The organism is Stenotrophomonas sp. INTA L402-1 (assembly GCF_059295135.1).
The window spans coordinates 21,015-37,368 of the sequence record NZ_JCAFWP010000028.1 but is presented as its reverse complement, the minus strand read 5'-3'; the positions used below and the strand labels follow the sequence as shown (position 1 = coordinate 37,368).

At 67.4% G+C, this 16,354-nt stretch carries 16 protein-coding genes; 12 read left to right on the top strand and 4 right to left on the bottom strand.

From position 1 onward, the window contains the following. Positions 1-40: 40 nt before the first annotated feature. The 8 genes from AC5O77_RS15535 (at position 41) to AC5O77_RS15500 (ending at position 8,751) form a co-directional block, all read left to right on the top strand. The gene (locus tag AC5O77_RS15535) at positions 41-718 is read left to right on the top strand and encodes a Fe2+-dependent dioxygenase (protein ID WP_494506954.1); all 678 of its coding nucleotides are present in this window, start codon (positions 41-43) and stop codon (positions 716-718) included. 164 nt (positions 719-882) lie between these two features. After that, positions 883-1,284 carry a hypothetical protein gene (locus AC5O77_RS15530; RefSeq protein WP_049463139.1) on the top strand — a complete coding sequence of 134 codons (402 nt, stop codon included), beginning with the start codon at positions 883-885 and terminating at the stop codon, positions 1,282-1,284. Between the two features lie 146 nt (positions 1,285-1,430). Beyond that, positions 1,431-3,851, top strand: coding sequence for a TonB-dependent receptor domain-containing protein (locus AC5O77_RS15525; RefSeq protein WP_494506953.1), 2,421 nt, complete (start codon positions 1,431-1,433; stop codon positions 3,849-3,851). Between the two features lie 209 nt (positions 3,852-4,060). Beyond that, positions 4,061-4,699 (top strand): PepSY-associated TM helix domain-containing protein, encoded by a 639-nt coding sequence (locus AC5O77_RS15520; protein ID WP_071228079.1) that lies wholly within the window; start codon positions 4,061-4,063, stop codon positions 4,697-4,699. 26 nt (positions 4,700-4,725) lie between these two features. Next, complete coding sequence (locus AC5O77_RS15515) at positions 4,726-5,244, top strand: DUF2271 domain-containing protein (RefSeq protein WP_004147429.1); 519 nt, start codon at positions 4,726-4,728, stop codon at positions 5,242-5,244. A gap of 75 nt (positions 5,245-5,319) precedes the next feature. Next, positions 5,320-6,123 (top strand): DUF4198 domain-containing protein, encoded by an 804-nt coding sequence (locus tag AC5O77_RS15510; RefSeq protein WP_071228078.1) that lies wholly within the window; start codon positions 5,320-5,322, stop codon positions 6,121-6,123. Positions 6,124-6,178: 55 nt separating this feature from the next. Further along, positions 6,179-7,150, top strand: a complete 972-nt coding sequence (locus AC5O77_RS15505) for an FAD:protein FMN transferase (RefSeq protein ID WP_494506952.1) — start codon at positions 6,179-6,181, stop codon at positions 7,148-7,150. After that, entirely contained in the window at positions 7,147-8,751 is a 1,605-nt protein-coding gene (locus AC5O77_RS15500; RefSeq protein ID WP_494506951.1) for a sulfite reductase subunit alpha, read from the top strand. Before AC5O77_RS15505 ends, AC5O77_RS15500 begins: the two co-directional genes overlap by 4 nt. A 314-nt stretch (positions 8,752-9,065) precedes the next feature. On the opposite strand, the gene AC5O77_RS15495 is transcribed toward AC5O77_RS15500, so the two are convergent. From AC5O77_RS15495 to AC5O77_RS15480, 4 genes are all read right to left on the bottom strand, one after another. Then, positions 9,066-9,674: a HutD/Ves family protein gene (locus tag AC5O77_RS15495; protein ID WP_121503996.1), complete on the bottom strand. Its 609-nt coding sequence runs from the start codon at positions 9,672-9,674 to the stop codon at positions 9,066-9,068. A 34-nt stretch (positions 9,675-9,708) separates the two neighbouring features. Further along, positions 9,709-10,434: a murein L,D-transpeptidase catalytic domain family protein gene (locus AC5O77_RS15490; RefSeq protein WP_004147404.1), complete on the bottom strand. Its 726-nt coding sequence runs from the start codon at positions 10,432-10,434 to the stop codon at positions 9,709-9,711. A gap of 17 nt (positions 10,435-10,451) precedes the next feature. After that, positions 10,452-11,537 (bottom strand): L,D-transpeptidase, encoded by a 1,086-nt coding sequence (locus tag AC5O77_RS15485; protein ID WP_494506950.1) that lies wholly within the window; start codon positions 11,535-11,537, stop codon positions 10,452-10,454. Between the two features lie 352 nt (positions 11,538-11,889). After that, entirely contained in the window at positions 11,890-12,216 is a 327-nt protein-coding gene (locus AC5O77_RS15480) for a ComEA family DNA-binding protein (protein ID WP_012510302.1), read from the bottom strand. Positions 12,217-12,415: 199 nt separating this feature from the next. On the opposite strand from AC5O77_RS15480, the gene AC5O77_RS15475 reads away from it, so the two are divergent. The 4 genes from AC5O77_RS15475 (at position 12,416) to murU (ending at position 16,046) form a co-directional block, all read left to right on the top strand. Continuing rightward, complete coding sequence (locus tag AC5O77_RS15475; protein ID WP_478058040.1) at positions 12,416-13,909, top strand: M20 family metallopeptidase; 1,494 nt, start codon at positions 12,416-12,418, stop codon at positions 13,907-13,909. 70 nt (positions 13,910-13,979) lie between these two features. Beyond that, a complete protein-coding gene (locus AC5O77_RS15470; RefSeq protein ID WP_049398791.1) occupies positions 13,980-14,249 on the top strand; it encodes a GlsB/YeaQ/YmgE family stress response membrane protein in 270 nt (89 codons plus the stop codon). Between the two features lie 64 nt (positions 14,250-14,313). Then, positions 14,314-15,339 carry an aminoglycoside phosphotransferase family protein gene (locus AC5O77_RS15465; RefSeq protein WP_478058025.1) on the top strand — a complete coding sequence of 342 codons (1,026 nt, stop codon included), beginning with the start codon at positions 14,314-14,316 and terminating at the stop codon, positions 15,337-15,339. Beyond that, positions 15,336-16,046: an N-acetylmuramate alpha-1-phosphate uridylyltransferase MurU gene (gene murU, locus AC5O77_RS15460; protein WP_494506949.1), complete on the top strand. Its 711-nt coding sequence runs from the start codon at positions 15,336-15,338 to the stop codon at positions 16,044-16,046. The genes AC5O77_RS15465 and murU overlap by 4 nt, the downstream gene beginning before the upstream one ends. Positions 16,047-16,354: the final 308 nt, after the last annotated feature.

Sequence of the window (16,354 nt, the reverse complement as noted above, 5' to 3'; positions counted from 1 at the left end):
GCGGGGGAGCCCACTCCCCCGCGCCCCCAAAGGAACCGCCATGCTGCTGCACATTCCCGACGTGCTTTCACCCCAGGACGTGGCGCAGGCACGCAGGCGACTCGACGCTGCAGACTGGACCGACGGTCGCGAGACCGTCGGTGCACAGGGCGCGATGGTCAAGCACAATCTGCAGCTACCCGATGCATCTCCCCTGAAGGCGGAGCTGGGCAGGGACCTACTGGCCGCGCTGAGCCGCAGCCCCTTGTTCTTTGCTGCCGCGCTGCCCCTGAAGATCCTGCCGCCGCGTTTCAACCGCTACAGCGGTGGCGGCACCTATGGCTTCCACGTCGATGGTGCGGTGATGAACCTGGCCAACGGCGAGCAACTGCGCTCGGACATCTCCTGCACCCTGTTCCTGTCCGCGCCCGAGGAGTACGAGGGCGGCGAGCTGATCATCAGCGATACCTACGGCGAGCACGAGGTAAAGCTGCCGGCCGGCGACCTGATCGTGTATCCGTCCAGCAGCCTGCACCAGGTGCGGCCGGTCACCCGCGGTGCGCGCGTGGCCTCGTTCTTCTGGGTACAGAGCATGATCCGCGACGATGTGCAGCGCCGCCTGCTGTGGGAAATGGATGGCTCGATCGAGCGCCTGCGGCAGACCGGCGGTGACGCCGAGGCGATCCTGCAGCTGACCGGCGTGTACCACAACCTGCTGCGGCGCTGGAGCGAAGTCTGAGCCCCATCCGGCCGACCTGCGACAATTTGGCAATCATTCTCATTTGCAACAGCTAACAGCTCTCATTACAATCACGCCCCGTTGATGCCGGCCGCTGCCGGCAGACCCTTGGGGACCCCTGCTTGCTGCGCCCGCTTCGCCCTCGCCCACTCATCCATCGAAAGATGGGCACCGCCATGCGCGGTCAGCGTCCTGCGCTGGCCAGCCTGCTGGCGTGGGTGGCGATGCTGGCTTTGCTGCTGGGCACCCTGCCGCTGCTGCCACACGGCCAGGCCGGAATGGCCGTGCAGATGCCGCTGGAAGAGCGCGGTGGCGAAGCGTCCCCGCAGGAAGAAGCACCGGCCAAACTGCGCCGCTGTGCTGCCGCCCCGGTGAAATCGGCCGAGAAGGCGCGCCCGCCGCTGCTGCTGGCCAGCCAATGGCTGCGCACCGAGCTTGAACTCGTACCTGCCACGCCGGCCATGCCCGGCGTGCGCCCGGACTGGCCGCTGGCCGCTCCGGACACGCCCTGGGCCGACGCGCCCGGGCGCCGCCAGCAACGCGGCCAGGCGCCGCCGCTCGCCTGATTCACGGCCCCGCGTGACCGCCTGCGCGGTCGTGCCCGCACGCCGCTGCCTGCTTCATCCCTGCCGCCCCTGACCGGGCCTCCCCGTGCATGCCGCGCCGTTCGCGCCTGGCATTGCACCACCCTGCATCCTTCGAGGTTACTGCCATGGCCCAGCGCCATCGTGTCCGTTCGTCCCTGTCCCGTACCCTGCTGACCAGCGCCGTGCTGGCGGCCATGACCGCCCCGGCCTTCGCCCACGGTGACGCTTCCGGCGCGCCACAGACGCTGGACAAGGTGGTGGTCACCGCCTCCGGCTTTGAGCAGAAGGTGGTCGATGCACCCGCCAGCATCAGCGTGGTCAGCCGCGAAGAACTCAGCAAGCGCCCGTACACCAATCTGGTCGACGCGCTGCGCGACGTTGAAGGCATCGACGTCGGCCTGGAAGCCAGCGACAAGAACGGCCGTGCCACCATCTCGATGCGCGGCCTGCCCTCCGAGTACACCCTGGTGCTGATCGACGGCCGCCGCCAGAGCAATGTCGGCCAGCTGTATCCGAACAACTTCGGCGGTGGCCAGTTCGCCTACCTGCCGCCGCTGGATGCCATCGAGCGCATTGAAGTGGTGCGCGGCCCGATGTCCACGTTGTACGGCTCGGATGCAATGGGCGGCGTGATCAACATCATCACCCGTCGCAACCAGGACAGCTGGCACGGCGCGCTCACCCAAGGCTTCACCGTGCAGCAGGACGATCAGTTCGGCGATGCACGCACCACCGACGTCTACCTCAGCGGCCCGCTGGTCAAGGACCGTCTCGGCCTGGCAGTACGCGGCAGCTACTACGACGCCAAGGCCTCCAATCCGGAGTGGGATGCACTGACCCTGCCGGACGGCAGCCTGTGGGAGCGCAGCATCGGCTTCGGTGGCGGCGGCAAGTCGGTGGCCAACACCAACTGGAACACCGGTGTGCGGCTGAACTTCCACGTCAACGATGACCACGAACTGTGGCTGGACTACGACGTGTCGCGGCAGAAGTACGACAACAGCGAGGGCCAGACCGGCACCCTCGACAGCCTGGCCAGCCTGTGGCGCGTCGGCAATGCCGTCATCCCCAACCCGAACGGCAGCGGTACCGTCACCCGCCGCGTGGTGCAGCCGCGCGTGGGCTACACCGCCTACCAGCGCTACGAGCGCGACCAGTTGTCGCTGACCCACCAGGGCCGCTACAGCTTCGGCACCTGGCAGACCTCGCTGACCCACAGCAAGAGCAGCAACCTGGGCCGCTCGCTGCCGCTGACCCTGGACGAACGCGCCAACCTGCAGACACTGTGGAACGACGTCTGCCGCCGCACCGGCGGCGCCAACAACTGCGCGGCCGGCCGCGGCAATGCACTGGCCGCCCTCAACCCAAGTGAAATGGCACGCCTGCAGGCATTCCTGCCGCGTCCGCTGCGCACCATGGAGCTGGAAGGCTACGTGCTCGACACCATGCTCGACCTCGACTTCGGCGCGCACAAGCTGACCGTCGGCGGCCAGTACAACAACACTGACATGATCGACGGCGTGTTCGGCATGGACGGCGCCGGTTACCGCAGCAACACCAAGCAGAAGCACCGCATGTGGGCGCTGTTCGCCGAGGACAACTGGTCGCTGACCGACACCCTCACCGCCACCTTCGGCCTGCGCTACGACGACCACAACGTGTTCGGCAGCCATGTCAGCCCGCGCGGCTACCTGGTGTGGAACGCCACTGACGCCTGGACCTTCAAGGGTGGCGTCAGCACCGGCTACAAGACCCCGCGACCGGATCAGCTGTTCCCGGGCATCACCGGCTTCGGTGGCCAGGGCGTGCTGCCGCTGGTGGGTTCGCCGAACCTGAAGCCTGAAACCAGCACCAACTACGAGCTGGCCGCGTACTACGAAGGCCAGCGCTGGGGCTTCAATGTCACCGGCTTCTTCAACAAGTTCGAAGACAAGATCGCCAGCGGCGGCACGTTCCCGAACTGCGAAGTGGCCCGCGCCGGCAGCGGTTACTGCGTGGACATCGGCCCGGGCTGGGCAGCACTGGGCTACAGCACCTTCACCCAGAGCGTGAACATCGACAAGGCCGAGACCCGCGGCGCAGAACTGGCCGGTCATGTCGACCTGCTCGACAACCTGCAGTTGCGCGGCAACTACACGTGGACCAAGAGCGAGCAGACCAGCGGCCCCGACAAGGGACGCCCGATCTCTGGCACCACGCCGGCAAAGCACATGGCCAACGCCAGCCTCAACTGGCAGATCAACGAAGCGATCAGCCTGTCGCTGATCGGCGAAGGCCGCTACGACCGCTATCGCGACACCCTCATCGACAGTGCCGGCGCCCGCCACGTGCGCTATTACGAGGACTACACGATCTTCCATCTCGGTGGCAGCTGGAAGGCCACGCCGTGGCTGACGGTCAACGCACGGGTCAACAACCTGTTCGACAAGGACTTCGTTTCGCAGTCGTGCCTGCTGCTCAATCCCAGCGAGTTCAGCTGCGTGGACGACTACGCGACCAAGGACCAGCGCCGCAGCTACTGGATTTCGTTGAACGCGAAGTTCTGATCTCTGCGCCCTGCCCTGGCGGGTGCCAACCTTGGTCGGCACCGCTCCATCCACGCATGGCGTGGATCTACTGATCCGTGGGATTGCCGGCCAGTCCGTAGTGCCGGCCGCTGGCCGGCAATTCCCCCAGGGATACAGAACGACACGCAATTGCGAGCTATTCTCATCAATGATGTAATGGGGAGTCCCCGTCCGCCTCGAACCGTGCCGTGAGCCGTCCTGCCTCTTCCACCGTGCAGCAGCAACAGAACCGTGGCTTCTGGCTGCGGACGCTGCACCAGTGGCACTGGATCAGCTCGGCGGTCTGCCTGATCGGCATGCTGCTGTTTGCGGTGACCGGCCTGACCCTCAACCATGCCGCGAAGATCGAGGCCAAGCCCGAGGTGCAGAACCAGCATCTGGAACTGCCGGCCGCGCTGCTGGGCCAGCTGGGCACGCGCGAGGACGGCAACGCGCCGATCCCGCGCCCGGCACGGCAATGGCTGGACACGCAGCTGGGCATCGCCATCGGCGGGCGCCCGGCCGAGTGGTCGGCCGAAGAGATCTACCTGTCGCTGCCGCGCCCGGGTGGCGACGCCTGGCTGAGCATCGATCGCGCGACCGGCGCGGTGGAGTACGAATCAACCTCGCGCGGCGCGGTGTCCTATCTCAACGACCTGCACAAGGGCCGCAACGCGGGCCCGGCGTGGGGCTGGTTCCTGGACCTGTTCGCCGTGGCCTGCCTGGTGTTCTGCATCACCGGCCTGTTCCTGCTTCACCTGCATGCACGGCAGCGGCGCATGACCTGGCCGCTGGTCGGCCTCGGCCTGATGATCCCGCTGCTGATCGCCCTGCTGCTGATCCACTGACTTTCCTTCGTTTCCGGAGCCGCCCCATGCGCGTCACCCTGACCATCGCCCTCAGCGGCCTGCTGGCCACCTCGCCGGCCTATGCCACCACCCTCGACATCAACGTCGAAGTGCCCAAGCTCAACGTGGCCGAGTACCACCGCCCGTACGTGGCGGTGTGGCTGGAAGGCGCCGACCAGAAGGTCGCGGCCAACCTGTCGGTCTGGTACCAGCAGACCAGCAACAGCGAAGGCCACGGCACCAAGTGGCTGCCGGACCTGCGCCAGTGGTGGCGCAAGAGCGGCCGCACCCTGCAGGTGCCGGTGGACGGCGTGACCGGCCCGACCCGCCCGGCCGGCAAGCACGCGCTGTCGTTCAACGACAAGCAGCCGGCGCTGAAGCAGCTGGCTCCGGGCAACTACACCCTGGTGGTGGAAGCGGTGCGCGAAGTCGGCGGCCGTGAACTGCTGAAGATCCCCTTCACCTGGCCAGCCACCGCCGCGCAGAACGGCAAGGCGCAGGGCGCCACCGAACTGGGCCAGGTCACCCTCGCCGTAAAACCCTGAAAAGGGGACGGAGGGGATTAAGTCGTAATTCCCCTCCTCTCGCCGCACCACCCTGCATCCACTGGAGTCTTCCGCATGAAGCGCACGCTCGTCCTCGCCGCCGCTCTGGCCGCTGCCCTTCCCTTCTCCGCCCTGGCCCACAAAGCCTGGCTGCTGCCCTCGCAGACCGTGATCGCCGGCAATGCGCCGTGGATCACCGTCGACGGTGCGGTCTCCAACGACCTGTTCTATTTCAACCACGTGCCGCTGCGCCTGGAGTCGCTGGTGATCACCGCGCCGGACGGCAGCACCGTGCAACCGCAGAACGCGTCCACCGGCAAGTACCGCAGCGTGTTCGATGTCGAGCTGAAGCAGCCGGGCACCTACCGCATCGCGTCGGTCAATGACGGCCTGTTCGCCACCTACGAGCAGAACGGCGAGCGCAAGCGCTGGCGCGGCAGCGTCGCCACCTTCGGCGAACTGCCCAAGGATGCGAAGAAGCTGGAAGTGAGCCAGTCGGTCGGCCGCGTGGAGACCTTCGTCACCAACGGCGCCCCGAACGACACCGCGCTGAAGCCGACCAACCGTGGCATCGAGCTGGTCGCCGTCGGCCACCCGAACGATCTGTTCGCCGGCGAGGAAGCCACCTTCCGCGTGCTGGTCGACGGCAAGCCGACCGCCGGCCTGGAGTTCGAGATCGTGCGTGGCGCCACCCGCTACCGCAACGCGCAGGACGAGCTGAAGGTCACCAGCGATGCCAAGGGTGAGATCAAGGTGACCTGGCCGGAAGCCGGCATGTACTGGCTGGAGACCGGCACCGAAGACAACAAGACCTCGGTGAAGCAGGCCGCCAAGCGCCGCCTGAGCTACGTCGCCACGCTGGAAGTGCTGCCGCAGTAATGACGTGGACCGCGATGCCGGGCACGCCCCGGCATCGCGCCTGCAGCACACCACCATGACCGATCCCCTGCTCGACATCGCCCGCCTCGGTGGCACCACCATGGGCACCACCTGGAGCGTGTCGCTGGTCGCGTCGCGCCAGCGCGACCTGCACCCGCTGCATGCTGGCATCCAGGCGCGGCTGGACGAGGTGGTCGCGCAGATGAGCACCTGGGAGCGTGGTTCGGATCTGAGCCGCTACAACCGCGCCGACGCCGGCCAATGGTGCGTGCTGCCCGCCGAAACCCGTCACGTTCTGGTCTGCGCACAGGCCATCGCTTCCGCCAGTGGCGGCGCCTTCGATCCCACCATCGGTCCGCTGGTTGCACTGTGGGGCTTCGGGGCACATGCCGGTGAACGCCGCCAGCCCGACGACGCTACCCTGCAGGCCACGCGTGATCGCTGCGGTTGGCAGCGCCTGCAGTGGCAGGACGATGCGCTGCTGCAACCGGGTGGACTGGAACTGGATCTCTCTGCGATCGCCAAGGGCTTCGGCGTCGATCACGTGGCCGCCTGGTTGCGTGGACAAGGCATCACTGGCGCGCTGATCGAAGTCGGCGGCGAACTGGCCGGCTACGGCCGCAAACCGGACGGCCAGCCGTGGCGCGTGCTGGTGGAATCCGCACCCGAAGAAGACGCGCACACCGATACCCCGCCACGCGTGCTCGCACTTGACGGCAAGGCGGTGGCCACCTCCGGTGATCGCTGGCACCAGTACCAGGCCGATGGCGAGGCCTACAGCCACAGTCTCGACCCGCGTACCGGCATACCGGTGCGTCAGGTTGCGGCTGCGGTCACGGTAGTGGCCGACGATGCGATGCACGCCGATGCCTGGGCCACGGCATTGACCGTGCTCGGATGTGAGGCAGGCATGGCACTGGCCGAGCGCGAAGGATTGGCCGCGCGCTACCTGCAACGCACAGCGGATGGCCCCCGCGAATTCCTCAGCAGCGCCTTCCAGCGCCTGCTCGACGAGCAGGACGCATGAGCGCACGTCCATCGCGCGCCTGGCTCGGCAACGCACTGGTTCTGCTCCTGCTGGCAGCGATCGGCTGGGCACTGCTTCGCCTGCATCTCGGCGAAGCGTGGTGGCGAGGCGCACCACCGGCGCGGCAGTCGCAGATCGCGGTGCTCGCCACGGTGCTGTATGCGCTGGCCTGCGCGGCCCTGTGGTGGCGTGGGCGCCCGCGCGACGACGCCGCAACCGGAGACACCGCGCCCATCCTGCTGGTCTGGTCCAGCCAGACCGGCTTCGCCCGCGAACTGGCCGAACGCAGCGCCGAGGCCCTGCGCGGTGCCAGCGTGCCAGTGCGCGTGCGCGGACTGCATGAGGTGGATGCAGCACTGCTGGCTTCCAGCCAGCGCGCGCTGTTCATTGCCAGCACCACCGGCGAAGGCGATCCACCCGACCACGCCCTGCCGTTCCTGCGCGGGGTGATGGCCACCCCGCCCCCGCTGCAGCACCTGCACTACGGGGTGCTCGCGCTGGGCGACCGCAGCTATGGCCACTTCTGCGGATTCGGCCACCAGCTGGACACTTGGCTGCGCCAGCACGGCGCGCATCCGCTGTTCGACGCCATCGAGGTCGACAACGCCGATCCGGCAGCGCTGCGTCATTGGCAACAGTTGCTGGGACAACTCGGCGGTAACGCCAGCGAACTGCCCGACTGGAGTCCGGCCGAGTACCAGCCGTGGACGCTGCTGCAACGCGAGCATCTGAACCCGGGCAGCCCCGGTGGTCCGGTGTACTGGTTGCGCCTGCAGCCCCCGGCCGATGCAAATGCGCAGTGGCAGGCCGGTGACATCGCCGAGATCGGCCCGCAGCACGCATCGCACACCGTGCGTGCCTGGCTGGATGCACAACGCTTCGACGCGGACACCGTGCTGGATGACGGGCAGACGTTGCTGGCTCGCGTCGCGCGCTCGCACCTGCCCTCATTGGTTCCCCCGGGTGATCTGCCTGCCTTGCTGGCGACCCTGCAACCGCTGCCGCATCGCGAGTACTCGATCGCCTCGGTCATGGCCGACGGTGCGGTTGAGCTGCTGCTGCGCCGCCAGTTGCGCGCTGACGGTACACCCGGCGTCGGCAGCGGCTGGCTATGCGACCACGCTGCCATCGGCGAACCGGTACGGCTGCGTCTGCGCCGCAACGACAATTTCCATGGCGCGCCCGCCGATGTGCCGCTGCTGCTGATCGGCAACGGCACCGGCATCGCCGGCCTGCGCGCGCATCTGCACGAACGCGTACGCAGTGGCGCACGGCGCACCTGGCTGCTGTTCGGTGAGCGCACCGCCGCGCATGACTTCCACTTCGGTGAAGAACTGCAGGCGATGCTGGCCGACGGCACGCTGGCGCGGTTGGATGCAGTGTTCAGCCGCGATGGCGGTGCGCACCGCTATGTGCAGGACCGGCTGCTGGCCGAAGCGGCAACGCTGCGCCAGTGGGTGGATGAAGGCGCCACGATCCTGGTCTGCGGCAGCCTGCAGGGCATGGCCCCGGCGGTGGATGCAGTGATCGAGCAGGTGCTGGGTACCGCGGGCAAGGAAGCGCTGTTGCTGGCCGGTCGTTACCGGCGCGATGTGTATTGAGGCCACCGCATCCTGGTGGGTGCGAACCGATTCTTGGTGGGTGCGAACCGCTTTCTGGTGGGTGCGAACCTTGGTTCGCACCATGACGCGGTGTCGGTGGCCGCATCCACGCATGGCGTGGATCTACTGAACAGATTCGGCTGGCGCGAACCGCATTCTGGTGGGTGCGAACCTTGGTTCGCACCATGACGCGGTGTCGGTGGCCCCATCCACGCATGGCGTGGATCTACTGAACGGTGTGTCCAGACATGGTGGCAACCGCATTTGCAGTAGATCCACGCCATGCGTGGATAGTGCCAACCGGCGCCCAGGAATCATCCCGCCGCCGCACTGATCCGGATCGCCAGCAACTCGCCACCGCCCTGCAACGCGTGCCGCTGCCGTTCACCGGCCGCCAACCACGCAGTGTCTCCCGCCTGCAGCGCCGGCAAGCCGCTATCTGCACCGAACTCCGCCTGACCAGCCAGCAGATGCAGCGCCCAGGCCACACCCGGTTCGCAGAAGAAGAACATCGTGCCCACCAGCGGCCGGTGCAGCAGTTCGGCCTGCAGCAGCTCGCGCTTCCACATCAGGTTGAAGTCATGGGTGGTGCCGTCCACCAATTCGCCGTGCAGCGCTTCCTCGCCGGCAAAGCGCACGCGTCCGTGCGGTGGCAGCACCTCGGCCACGCGGCCATCGTCGAAGCGAAGACGCACACCATTGCCCTGCAGCAGCACCAGTTCGCGCTCCACACCGGGGAAGGCGGAGAACGCGGCATCCTGCTCGATCTCGGCCACCGACAGGCGCAGCGCCCAGTCGTCACCCTGCGCCGGCAGGCGCAGGATCTCGCGGGTCCAGCCCAGGCCGTTGCGCCAGCGTTCGCGGCGATAGTCCAAGCGGGAAATCACCTGGCTCGGAGTGTGCAGCAGGGAGTCGATGTTCATCGGCGCATTGCATCATGCCGCGCGCCGTCATGCATCACCGCGTGGCGAGCGTGCCCTGGCCACCGCACTCACCGCCCAGCAGCTGCGAGTGCTTCAGCCAATCCTGGTCGGGGTAGTAGGCGAACACCATCGTGCCGCCACGCAATGCGTCGATCAGCGGCTTGGCCACCGACAGCCGTACCGCCGGGCAGCCCAGGCTCCGGCCGAGCCGCCCCTGCAGCTGTGCGGTGGCCGGATTCACATAGGGCGCGCCGTGGATGACGATGGCGCGTTCGCGCGCGCGGTCGTTGAAGCCCGGTTCCAGCCCGGCCAGGCGCAGCGAATAGCCGTTGCCGCCCATGTAGGTCTCCTGCGCGGTGAACGCGCCGAGGCTGGACATGAAGCTGCCATCGCGGTTGGAGAAGTGCTCGGTGCGGTTCTCACCGCTGTTGCGGCCATGCGCCACCCATTCCTCGAACAGCAGGCGCTGGTGGGCCAGGTCGAACACCCACAGGCGCGGCTCGGTGGACGGGCGCGAATAGTCGATCACGCTGAGCCGATCACCATTGATGCCCAGCTCTGGCCGCTGCAACGCACAGCGCATGGCGTGCGCCGCCAGCTGCAACACGTGGCGGTCGGCCTTGGGCGCACTACGCGACAGCAAGGCAGCCAGATCATCGGCGCTGGTGGCAAGGGCGGGCGTCTGTGCCAGCGCCGGGGCGCTGGCCGAGGTCGCCAGCAGGCCGAACGCGGCCAGCCGGCACAGGCGGGATGCAGTCATGGGCACAACAGGGGGACTCAGTTGCCCTTGAGGGTGGACCCTGGCGGCTCGGATTCCAAGACCGGCTGCATTCCGGATTCAGCCGGGCTTGGGCGGACCGCCGGCAGCGAGGTCACCAGCAGGGTCGTGCCCGGCACCAGCACCTGGTACAGCTGGCGGGCGAAATCGGCCGGCAGCGCCATCGGCAGCGAGGGCGTGGCCAGCAGGTCCGGGGTGGCCTGGGCACGGTCCTGGCCCAGCAGCGGATAGGCCGTCCACTGGTGCAGGCGCTGGTTCACGTCCAGCGGGCTGGGGGTGTCGCTGTAGCCCTGCCCCATCACAAACAGGGTGGTGCCCTGGAATGCCGGCAGGGCATCGGCCTTCAGTGGCGACTCGCCGATCATCACGCCATCGCGCAACACGTACAGGCGCTGGTCGTGCAGGCTGACCAGGATGCCGACCTGCCCCGCCGGCGCCGCGCTGTCGTTCCACCAGGCCTGCGCCGGCGCCCCGCCCTCGGTCTCCGGCAGGGCCTGGCCACGCGCGTTGACCGGCGCCAGCACCGACGGATAGGCCAGGGTCATCGGCGAGCTCTTGGCATCGGCCACGACCACGGTGTCGCCACGCTGGGTTTCACTGAACAGCTTCTGCGCGAAGGCCTGCGGCAGCCGCACGCAGCCATGCGAGGCCGGATGACCGGGCAGGCTGCCGCCATGCAGGGCGATGCCGTCCCAGGTCAGCCGCTGCATGTAGGGCATCGGCGCGCTGTTGTAGAGGTTGGACTTGTGGTCCTTGTCCTTCTGCAGGATGGTGAACACGCCGGTCGGCGTCTCATGCCCAGCCTTGCCCGAGCTGATCGTGGTCAGGCCGATGGCAATGCCGTTGCGGTACACGTACGCGCGCTGCTCATCGAGGCTGACCACCAGCACGATCGGGCCGGTCGGTGAAATTTCCGGATGCCACAGGTATTCGCCCGGCTTGAGGTCGGTCGGTCCGCGCACTTCGGCGCTGCTGGCTGCGGCAGCGGCAGGCTTGGCGGCCGGCGTCGGCGCAGCGGCATGGCCCAGCAGCGGCAGGGCCAGTGCAAGGGCGAGCATCAGGGTGGTGGGGCGGTGCAGAAGCATCCAGCGGGGGTCCTTTCCATGCGGTGCGGCCACCGTACACCATCGACCCGTGGTGGCCGCGGCAAAACCAGGCGCCGGAAATGAAACTGCCCGGCGACACAGCCATGTGTCGTACCGGGCAATCGTTACGTCCTTGTCGGCCTGCTGCCGCCCCCTCGCATCCTGCGCTGTGGGGGTAGCGTTGCATCCTGCACGCGGCCGCGTCTGTCCTGTTTGTATCTCAGCCCCTTCCACAGGTCTGTGATGCCACCATCCTGGTGATTGGTGCCGCGTCCTGCGGCGGTCGGTGGTCACGGCCTTCCTGTCCGTGTCCGGTGAACCAGCCTCCTGCCGGTTCCGACGATTCCTGCTGTCAGCGCCTGGGTACGGTTCGCACCGGTACCGATCCGGGTACCGGATCCGCCGGCAACAACCTGTTGCCTACGGTGATCCGCTGTCGATTCCGTTCGACGATTGCTTTCCCTATCCCCTTCACCTGCGTCAGGTCCTCGACGCGATGAAACGGGCCGTGTCTGCGCCGGTGCTCGACGATGGCCTCGGCCTTGGCGGCTCCGACCATCGTCAATCCCTGCTGCAGCGCCTGGGCATCGGCGCGGTTGATGTCGATCGGTTCGGCGGCATGCGCCCCAGCGATCCACACGACCAGCACCAGTGCCCTCAACACGACACTCCAAGGCACGACGTGTATCTCCTTGTGATTCTGGCCGTCCCGACCGGCAATCCCGTCGGTAGGAACAGTGTCCGTCACCACATGCACACAGCCTATCGGTTTCCTGGATTTCTAAAAGCCAGCCAAATACCCGACGTGATGTAGGAAAAACCCTACCCGCGGCACAGGCGTAGAATGACCGGATCAGCCCATGCAACCGGAGTTTCAGATGGACAGCGCCAAGCTCGGCCAATTCGTCAATGACAAGTGGGACAGCGAAATCGTCCCGCAGTTGGTCGACTACATCCGCATTCCCAACAAGTCGCCGATGTTCGACGCCAATTGGGTGCAGAACGGCTACATGGAACAGGCGGTCACCCTGATGGAGAACTGGGCCAAGGCCCAGCAGCTGCCCGGCCTGAAGGTTGAAGTGGTGCGTCTGGAAGGCCGTACCCCGCTGATCTTCCTGGAAATTCCGGCTACCGGCGCCGAAACCGGCGACGACACCATCCTGCTCTACGGCCACCTCGACAAGCAGCCGGAAATGACCGGCTGGGACGACGACCTCGGCCCGTGGACCCCGGTCCTGCGCGGCGACAAGCTGTATGGCCGCGGCGGTGCGGACGACGGCTACGCCATCTTCGGCTCGCTGGCCGCGGTGCTGGCACTACAGGCCCAGGGCCTGCCGCACGCCCGCTGCGTGGTGCTGATCGAAGCCTGTGAAGAGTCGGGCAGCTATGACCTGCCGGCCTACGTCGACCACCTCGCCGACCGCATCGGCAAGCCGTCGCTGGTGGTCTGCCTGGATTCGGGCTGCGCCAACTACGACCAGCTGTGGTGCACCACCTCGCTGCGCGGCCTGACCGGCGGCAACTTCACCGTGAAGGTGCTCAACGAAGGCGTGCACTCCGGCGATGCCTCCGGCGTGGTGCCGTCCAGCTTCCGCCTGCTGCGCCAGCTGCTGTCGCGCATCGAGGACCAGGACACCGGCCGCATCCTGATCGACGGCATGAACGTTGAGATCCCGGCCGAGCGCCAGGAACAGGCCAAGCGCGCCGCCGAAGTGGTCGATACCGAGATCTTCGAGAAGTTCCCGATGGTCGACGGCCTGCGTCCGATGAACGAGGACCTGACCGAGCTGGTGCTCAACCGCACCTGGCGCCCGGCACTGTCGGTCACCGGCGTGGGTGGCATGCCGCCGCTGGAATCGGCCGGCAACGTGCTGCGCCCGCAGACCTCGGTGAAGCTGTCGCTGCGCCTGCCGCCGACCGCCGATGGCAAGACCTGCGGTGAACTGCTGAAGGATGCGCTGCTGCGCGACCCGCCGAACGGTGCGCAGGTCACTCTGGATCTGGAAAAGGCCTCCACCGGCTGGAACGCCCCGGCCATGGCGCCGTGGCTGACCCAGGCCATCGACGACGCCAGCCAGGCCTTCTTCGGCAAGCCCGCGATGTACATGGGCGAAGGTGGCTCGATCCCGTTCATGGGCATGCTCGGTGAGAAGTTCCCGGGCGCCCAGTTCATGATCACCGGCGTGCTCGGTCCGCACTCCAATGCACACGGCCCGAACGAGTTCCTGCACATTCCGATGGGCAAGAAGGTCACCGCCTGCGTGTCCAAGGTGATCAGCGAGCACTACGCCGCCAGCCTGCGCGGCGAGACCAGCGGTTCGCCGGTGGCTGCCGACAGTGGCACCCGCCACGGCGACCACGGCTGCTGCTGAATCCGGCACACCGTGACGGACGCAGCCTGGCCTTGCTAGGCTGCGTCCACCCTTGGTGGAAATCGCGCGCATGAATGGTCTGTTCGGCAGCAGCAGCTGGCTCTACATCATCCTGGTCGGCTTCTTCGTCGGCCTGCTCGGGCGATTCTTCATGCCCGGCAACAACCGCATGGGCTGCCTGCTGACCATCGTGCTGGGCATCATCGGCGCGCTGCTGGCCGGGTGGTTCGGCCAGTACATGGGCTGGTACGCCCCCGGTGAGCCGGCCGGCTTCCTCGGTGCGGTGCTGGGCGCGGTGGCCGTGCTTGCCGTCCTGCGTCTGTTCAGCGGTCGCCGCTGATCCCGCACCCTCTTCCCTTCCTGTTCCCGACGTAGGCGCGCCCGGCGCGCCCGGATATGCCTGCATGACCGAACCCGCCTCCGATCCCCAGCGCAGCGCGCAGCGCCTGCAGTGGGCCCGTACCCAGCTCGATGATTCCAGTGCGGTGGTCGAACGCGCCTCGGTCGATGCCGGCATGCGCAGCTACTGGCGCACCACCAGCACGCGCGGCAGCCACATCGTGATGGATGCCCCGCCGGGGCTGGAAGATCCGCGCCCGTGGCTGCGCATGCGCGGCCTGCTGGATGACAACGGCCTGCGTGTGCCCGCGCTGCTGGCACAGGATCTGGATGCCGGCTTCCTGCTGCTGGAAGATCTCGGCGGCCCGACCCTGGCGAAGATCCTCGACGAGCGCAACGCCGATGAATGGTTCGGCCGTTCGATCGAACAGCTGCTGCGCCTGCAGGCGATCCCGGTGCCGGCCGACTTCGGCCAGTTCGGCGAAGCACTGCTGCAGCGCGATGCCGGCCTGTTCGACGAATGGTTCCTGCAGCGCCACCTGAACCTGGAACTGGACTGCGGCGAGATTGAAGGGCTGCAGCTGGTGCACCGCCGCTTGATGGACAACGCGCTGGGCCAGGCCCAGCTGATGACCCATCGCGACTACATGCCGCGCAACCTGATGCCGGTCGACGACGGTCCGGCGGTGCTGGATTTCCAGGACCTGGTGCGCGGCCCGATCGCCTACGATGCGATGAGCCTGTTCAAGGACGCGTTCCTGAGCTGGCCGCTGCAGCGTGTGGACGAGTGGCTGGCGCAGTATCACGAGCGCGCCCGCAACGCCGGCCTGCCGGTGCCCGACCGCGCCATCTTCCTGCGCGATGCCGACTGGATGGGCATCCAGCGCCACGTGAAGATCCTCGGTCTGTTCTGCCGCCTGCGCTATCGCGACAACAAGGGCCATTACCTCGACGACGCGCCGCGCTTCATCACCTATCTGGATGAAGTGCTGCCGCGCTACCGCGAGCTGGCACCGCTGCAGCAGCTGCTGGAAGACCGCATCAAGCCAGCGCTGGCCGACCTGGCCGCACCGATGCGCGTGGCCCGATGAAGGCGCTGGTCTTTGCTGCCGGCCTCGGCGAGCGCATGCGCCCGCTGACCCTGCACACGCCCAAGCCGCTGCTGGAAGTGGCCGGCAAACCGCTGATCGTCTGGCACCTGGAACGCCTGGCCGCACTCGGCGTGCGCGAGGTGGTGGTCAACACCGCATGGCTGGCCGAACAGTTTCCAGCGACGCTGGGCGATGGCAGCCAATGGGGCCTGCGCCTGCATTTCATGTACGAAGGGCAGACCCCGCTGGAAACCGGCGGCGGCATCCTCAATGCACTGCCGGTGCTGGGCGACGCCCCGTTCCTGGTGGTGAACGGCGACATCTGGACCGATTTCGATTTCGCCACGCTGCCGCGCGAGCCGCAGGGCCAGGCGCATCTGGTGCTGGTCGACAATCCGGCGCAGCACCCGCACGGTGACTACCGGCTCGATGCGCAGGGGTTGCTGCACCACGACCGCGAAGGACCGTGCCTGACCTATGCCGGCATCGGCGTGTATCGCCCTTCCATCGTGGCCGACTGGCGCACGGTGATCGGTGATGCACCGGGCAGCGAGCGGCTGCCGCCGAAGTTCTCGGTGGTGCCGCTGCAGAAGCACTTCATGGTGCAGGGATTGATGACGGGGCAGCACCATCGCGGGCGCTGGACCGATGTCGGGACGGTAGATCGCCTGCGCGCGCTGGATGCTGAGTTGGCCGCGAACGGCTGAGCCCCTCGTGGCTGGGCTTATTGAAAGCAGAAGCCTTGCTTGGCCGGGCGGGGTGGGCTGCGCAGGGGACGCTGCAAGTACGTCCATGTAAGCTCGGTCGCCGCATCCATGCGGCTCACGCCCCTGCGCAGCCCACCCCGCCCGGCCTCTGACAGTTTCCGTGGGCGACCAGCCACGGAAGAAAGAAAGAAAAGCAAAAGCGGGTCGCTTCGCTGCGCTTGCTCTGATGACGACCAACGGTCGTCACCCACCACAAGCAAGAGTCGCCCACCACAAGCAAGACACGTGTCGACCAAGGTCGACACCCA